Below are 5,803 nucleotides of genomic sequence, written 5' to 3'. Positions count from 1 at the left end.
GAGATAATGCTGCACTCACCGCTCAAGTCGACGGTGAGTCTATACCTGCCCTGCACACAAAAAAACTGACAGGCCCGGTTTTTGGACCCAAGGGCCATACGACATCCCCCTGCGGGGGATGTCGTATGGCCCTTGGGCTCAAAGGCCAACGCCGATCACAACCCGCAGGGGGACGTCGTCTAGCAATAGCGACCAACCCCAATCACGCATAATCCAAAGGCAAAGCCGTCGTATACTTGATCTGCTCCATAGCAAAACTAGAACTAACATCAGCCAGCTCAGCCCCCTGAATCAGCTTCTTGTAGACCCGGTCATAGGCCGCGATATCCGGGACCACAACGCGCAGCAGGTAATCGGTATCCCCAGCCATGCGGTAGAACTCAGTCACCTCGGGGATCGAGGCGACCAGGTCATGAAAGGTCTTGAGCCATTTGACGCTGTGCTGGCTGGTGCGGACCGAGACGAATACCGTCACGCCCACATTCAGCAGCGTGGGGTCCAGCAGCGCCACGCGCTTGCGTATTACGCCGCTCTCTTCCAGCTTCTGCACGCGCCGCCAGCACGGCGTGGAGGTGAGGCCCACCCGCTCGCCTAGCTCGGCCACCGGCACGGTGGCGTCTTCCTGGAGAGCGGCAAGTATCTGGCGGTCGTATCGGTCCATGGCAAATCCTGTTGGCGCGCAGCGTCGTTCGGGTGCCTGGCCGCTCGCCGGCCGCACGACTTAGGCCGCGTCCACCAGCAGGTTCACACCGCTGCAGATGTGTTCCTGGTCCACCCCATAGATATGCAGCGACACGGCCACCGCGTCGCTGTCGTTGCCGAGCGCATGGATATGGCGCAGCCCAGCCGGCACGCTAAAGGTATCGCCCACCGTGCGCGTGATCTCGCCGCACGGATGCGCCTGCCGCTTTTGCGCGTCCCAGCGGTAGTGGCGCTCGTGCAGCGTGCCGCGCAGCACCCGGTAGGCGCACCAGGTCTGGTGTCCGTGCACCGGGCTATGCTGCCCCGGCCGCCAGACAATCAGCATGGCGGAGAAGCGCGCCAGCGGATCGGCGTGCACCAGGTGGCGCACATAGCCCTCGGCCGAGCCTTCGCGCAGCGATTCCGGCAGCAGCGCCAGCAGCGTGGCGGCATCCGGCAGGCAGGCTTCGATGCCTTGCGCCACCATGCGCGCGCTGGCGGCAAAGGCGGACGACATGCCGTCGGACAGCGGGGCAAAGAGCTCCGGCTGGCCGCTGGCCGCGTCGAGGGTGCCAAGGACGCCGGCGCTACGTGCGTGGCTGGCAATATCGGTAACGGCGGCTTGCTGGGTGGCCATGAAGGGCTCCTTGTTGGTTTGAGACCATCATAGCGTCCGTCCCGTAGCAAGCACGTGCGTCTTGTCGTGCAAATCTGGATGTAAGTGTAAGTACATTCTAATAAAAATCAAATGAATAGAATAGTATTCCTGACGGTGGCAAAACCGCGGGCAGCCGGTGGATAATGCCGCCTCATGGAAATCAAGTGGCTTGAAGACTTCGTCAGCCTGGCCGAGACGCACAGCTTCTCGCGCTCGGCCGAGCAGCGTCATGTGACGCAGCCCGCGTTCTCGCGCCGGATCCAGTCGCTGGAGTCCTGGGTGGGCACGGAGCTGATCGACCGCTCCAGCTATCCCACCAGCCTGACGCCGGCGGGCAAGGTGTTCTACGAGCAGGCCCTGGCCATGCTGGCGCAGGTCAGCGAGACCCGCGCGCTGATGCGGGGGCAGCGTTCGGCTAATGCCCAGGTGCTGGAATTCGCGGTGCCGCACACGCTGTCGCTGACGTTCTTCCCCGAATGGCTCAAGGCGGTGGAGCGCGAGATCGGCACGTTGCCGTGCCGGCTGCGTGCGCTCAACGTGCACGACGCCGTGCTGGCGCTGGTCGATGGCGGCTGCGACCTGGTGATGGTCTACCACCATGCGCGCCAGGCCATCCAGCTCGATCCCGCGCACTACGACATGATGGTGCTGGGCACCGAGCGGCTGTCGCCATACAGCGTGCCGGACGCCACCGGCAAGCCTCTGTACCGGCTGCCGGGCACGGACAAGAAGCCGGTGCCCTTCCTCAGCTACACGCCCAACGCCTTCCTTGGCCGCATGGTCGACATGCTGCTGTCAGAAACCACCGACGCGCTCAAGCTCGACAAATGCTACGAGACCGATATGGCCGAGGCGCTCAAGGTGATGGCGCTGTCMGGACATGGCATGGCCTTCCTGCCGGAGAGCGCGGTGCGCGAGGAACTGGTCCAGCACCGGCTGGTGCGCGCGGAGGCCGCGCGCGGCGCGCCGCTCTCGATCGACATGGAAATCCGGCTTTACCGGGAGAAGCCGGGCGAACACGTCAACGAGCGGCGCAGTGCGCAGGTTCGCAACAAGCGCCAGCTGGTGGAGCGCGTGTGGTCTTCGCTGGCCGCGCAGGCCTTGCCCGCACTGCCGAAACCCTGAAGGCGCGCAGCTGGTGCGCCGGGCACACCGCCACATAGCGGGCAAGGCCGGCACAGGGCAGTACAGGGGGCAGTACAGAGCCTTGGTCAAAGGTTATGCAAAGCATGCATAACGGGATAATCAAACGGCATTGGCTTCGGCGGGGCCGCCTCCCCTAAGCTGGCGGCACCTTCACACCGGAACCAAACGATGTCTTCCGCAGCGCCGTCCAATCCTGCCGTCAAGAACCACTCCTTGCCTTCCTACCTGAACGCCGATGCGCTCGGGCCCTGGGGCATCTACCTGCAGCAGGTCGATCGTGTCACGCCTTACCTGGGCTCGCTGGCCCGCTGGGTCGAGACCCTGAAGCGCCCCAAGCGCGCGCTGGTGGTGGACGTGCCGATCGAGATGGATAACGGCACCATTGCCCACTTCGAAGGCTATCGCGTGCAGCACAACATGTCGCGCGGCCCGGGCAAGGGTGGCGTGCGCTTCCACCAGGACGTGACCTTGTCGGAAGTGATGGCCCTGTCGGCCTGGATGTCGGTCAAGAACGCCGCGGTCAACGTGCCGTACGGCGGCGCCAAGGGCGGTATCCGCGTCGATCCGCGCACGCTCTCGCGCTCGGAGCTGGAGCGCGTCACGCGCCGCTATACCAGCGAAATCAACTTCATCATCGGGCCCAACAAGGACATCCCGGCGCCCGACGTCAACACCAATGAACAGGTGATGGCATGGATGATGGACACCTACTCGATGAATTCCGGCAGCACCGCCACCGGCGTGGTGACCGGCAAGCCGATCTCGCTGGGCGGCTCGCTGGGCCGCCGCGAGGCAACCGGCCGCGGCGTGTTCGTGGTGGGTTCCGAGGCGGCGCGCAACCTAGGCCTTGAGATCAAGGGCGCACGCGTTGCCGTGCAGGGCTTCGGCAACGTCGGCGCCGTGGCCGCCAAGCTGTTCCATGAGGCAGGCGCCAAGGTGGTGGCGGTGCAGGACCACCGCACCGCGCTGTACAACCCGGCCGGCCTGGACGTGCCCGCCATGATGGAATATGCCTCGCACAGCGGCACCATCGAAGGTTTCCAGGGCGAGACCATCTCCGCCGAGCAATTCTGGCAGGTGGATTGCGAAATCCTGATCCCGGCCGCGCTGGAAGGCCAGATCACAGCCCAGAACGCGCCCCACATCAAGGCACGCATGGTCATCGAAGGTGCGAACGGCCCGACCACGCCCGAGGCCGACGACATCCTGCGCGAGCGCAATATCCTGGTGGCGCCCGACGTCATCGCCAATGCTGGCGGTGTTACGGTCTCCTATTTCGAATGGGTACAGGACTTTTCCAGCTTCTTCTGGACCGAAGAGGAAATCAACCAGCGCCTGGTACGAATCATGCAAGAGGCATTCCGGGCGATCTGGCAGGTCGCTCAGGACAATAAGGTTACCTTGCGCACGGCCGCCTTCATCGTGGCGTGCACGCGGATTCTTCAGGCGCGCGAAATGCGCGGTCTCTATCCCTGATACCTGACGCGGCTTGGCGCCGCAGCGTCGCTACCTGGCGATGCTGCGGCGCAACAAGTCCATCCAGGATTGGTAACGCGGCTGCCGGGCTTCCCGGCAGCCGCGTTGTCGTATGCGCTCGCTGCCCCCACGCACGTGGGGGGGCGTCCGTGCTGGCGAGGCCTTGCGGCAAGGCTGGCCCGACGCGTTGGCGCAACGGTTTCAGGGCAGTGGAGGCATGCCTCGTTTGCCTTGCAAACCATGCCTTAAATGGCGCTGTTAGGGGAAAAACCCGTTGTCTTGAGTGCTTGCCTGCGCAATACTATTTCGTCGGCGGGTGGATTTTTGTTAGAGTCCCGCCTTTCTCTTCATGGTCAAGGAGATGTTATGAATGTTGCCAAGTTGGCTTCCCTGATGATTGCTGCTGGCGTGCTGTGCGGTACCGCGCAAGCTGCCGAGCAACTGACGGGCACGCTGCAGAAGATCAAAGACACCGGTGTGATTACGCTTGGCGTTCGTGAGTCGTCGATTCCGTTCAACTACAACCTGGGCGGCGTGCGCCAGGTCGGTTATTCCTACGATGTCAATGTCAAGATCGTGGAAGCGATCAAGGATCAGCTGAAGCTGCCGAACCTGCAGGTCAAGGAAATCCCGATCACCTCGCAGAACCGCATCACGCTGCTGCAGAACGGCACCATCGACATCGAGTGCGGCTCGACCACCAACAACCTCGAGCGCCAGAAGCAAGCATCGTTTACCACCAGCATCTTCATCATCGGCACCCGCATCATGGTGAAGAAGGATGGCGGCATCAAGGACTGGGCCGACCTCAAGGGCAAGAACGTGGTGACGACCGCCGGCACCACCTCGGAACGCCTGCTGCGCAAGATGAACGATGACCAGAAACTGGGCATGAACATCATCAGCACCAAGGACCATGGCCAGTCGTTCCTGACGCTGGAATCGGGCCGCGCCGTCGCCTTCATGATGGACGACGCACTGCTGTACGGCGAGCGCGCCAAGGCCAAGAATCCGGCCGACTGGATCGTGGTTGGCAAGGCGCAATCGCGCGAGTCGTATGGCTGCATGATCCGCAAGGATGACGCACAGTTCAAGAAGCTGTCGGACACCGTGATCACGGGCATGATGAAGGATGGCTCGATCAACACGCTGTACACCAAGTGGTTCCAGCAGCCGGTCCCGCCCAAGGGCCTGAACCTGGACTTCCCGCTGTCGGAAGACATGAAGGCACTGTTCAAGACGCCGAACGACAAGGCACTCGACTGATACTGGGATTCCGGTTGTGTGAAACGGAAGGCATGTCCTTCCGTTTCTTTTTGAGGACACATCATGAACTACAGCTGGCATTGGGGTGTATTCCTCGAACAAGCGGCCCAGAACGAGACCTACCTGGACTGGATGATTTCCGGCCTGAAGGTCACCATTGCACTCGGGCTCTCGTCGTGGATCATCGCCCTCGTCATCGGCTCTGTACTCGGCGTACTGCGCACGGTGCCCAACAAGTGGYTGTCCGGCCTGGCCGCCACTTACGTAGAGATCTTCCGTAATATCCCGCTGCTGGTGCAGTTGTTTATCTGGTATTTCGTCATGCCCGAGCTGTTGCCCGGTGGCGAGGCGATCAAGCAGATGAACCCGTTCGCGCAGCAGTTCATTGCAGCCATGCTTTGCCTGGGCACGTTTACCGCGGCCCGGGTCTGCGAGCAGGTGCGCTCGGGGATCAACTCGCTGCCGCCCGGCCAGAGGAATGCCGGCCTGGCGATGGGCTTCACGCTCGCACAGACTTACCGCTACGTGCTGTTGCCGATGTCGTTCCGCGTCATCGTGCCGCCGCTGACCTCGGAG

6 protein-coding genes are annotated in these 5,803 nt (G+C 62.8%); 4 read left to right on the top strand and 2 right to left on the bottom strand.

Annotation, left to right across the window (positions count from 1 at the left end):
- Positions 1 to 202: 202 nt before the first annotated feature.
- Together AC1DS3_RS34110 and AC1DS3_RS34105 are read right to left on the bottom strand one after the other, a co-directional pair.
- Positions 203 to 661, bottom strand: coding sequence for an Lrp/AsnC family transcriptional regulator (locus tag AC1DS3_RS34110; RefSeq protein ID WP_441640559.1), 459 nt, complete (start codon positions 659 to 661; stop codon positions 203 to 205).
- A gap of 60 nt (positions 662 to 721) precedes the next feature.
- A complete protein-coding gene (locus AC1DS3_RS34105; protein ID WP_441640558.1) occupies positions 722 to 1,318 on the bottom strand; it encodes a cysteine dioxygenase family protein in 597 nt (198 codons plus the stop codon).
- 174 nt (positions 1,319 to 1,492) lie between these two features.
- Here AC1DS3_RS34105 and AC1DS3_RS34100 point away from each other — a divergent pair, with 174 nt between their 5' ends.
- From AC1DS3_RS34100 to AC1DS3_RS34085, 4 genes are all read left to right on the top strand, one after another.
- Positions 1,493 to 2,464 carry a LysR family transcriptional regulator gene (locus AC1DS3_RS34100; protein WP_150987952.1) on the top strand — a complete coding sequence of 324 codons (972 nt, stop codon included), beginning with the start codon at positions 1,493 to 1,495 and terminating at the stop codon, positions 2,462 to 2,464.
- A 189-nt stretch (positions 2,465 to 2,653) separates the two neighbouring features.
- Positions 2,654 to 3,961 (top strand): Glu/Leu/Phe/Val family dehydrogenase, encoded by a 1,308-nt coding sequence (locus AC1DS3_RS34095; RefSeq protein ID WP_441640557.1) that lies wholly within the window; start codon positions 2,654 to 2,656, stop codon positions 3,959 to 3,961.
- Positions 3,962 to 4,327: 366 nt separating this feature from the next.
- Complete coding sequence (locus AC1DS3_RS34090) at positions 4,328 to 5,227, top strand: glutamate/aspartate ABC transporter substrate-binding protein (RefSeq protein WP_441640556.1); 900 nt, start codon at positions 4,328 to 4,330, stop codon at positions 5,225 to 5,227.
- Between the two features lie 63 nt (positions 5,228 to 5,290).
- Positions 5,291 to 5,803 (top strand): amino acid ABC transporter permease (locus AC1DS3_RS34085; RefSeq protein ID WP_477128910.1); only part of this gene is annotated, 513 nt, incomplete at its 3' end.

The organism is Cupriavidus sp. 01L46 (genome assembly GCF_056399905.1).
This window is presented reverse-complemented; position numbering and strand designations above follow the sequence as displayed.

What these genes read in the sequence shown, in the direction of transcription:
- AC1DS3_RS34110 (WP_441640559.1), bottom strand. Translation starts at nt 661, where the DNA reads ATGGACCGATACGACCGCCAGATACTTGCCGCTCTCCAGGAAGACGCC.
- AC1DS3_RS34105 (WP_441640558.1), bottom strand. Translation starts at nt 1,318, where the DNA reads ATGGCCACCCAGCAAGCCGCCGTTACCGATATTGCCAGCCACGCACGT.
- AC1DS3_RS34095 (WP_441640557.1), top strand. Translation starts at nt 2,654, where the DNA reads ATGTCTTCCGCAGCGCCGTCCAATCCTGCCGTCAAGAACCACTCCTTG.
- AC1DS3_RS34090 (WP_441640556.1), top strand. Translation starts at nt 4,328, where the DNA reads ATGAATGTTGCCAAGTTGGCTTCCCTGATGATTGCTGCTGGCGTGCTG.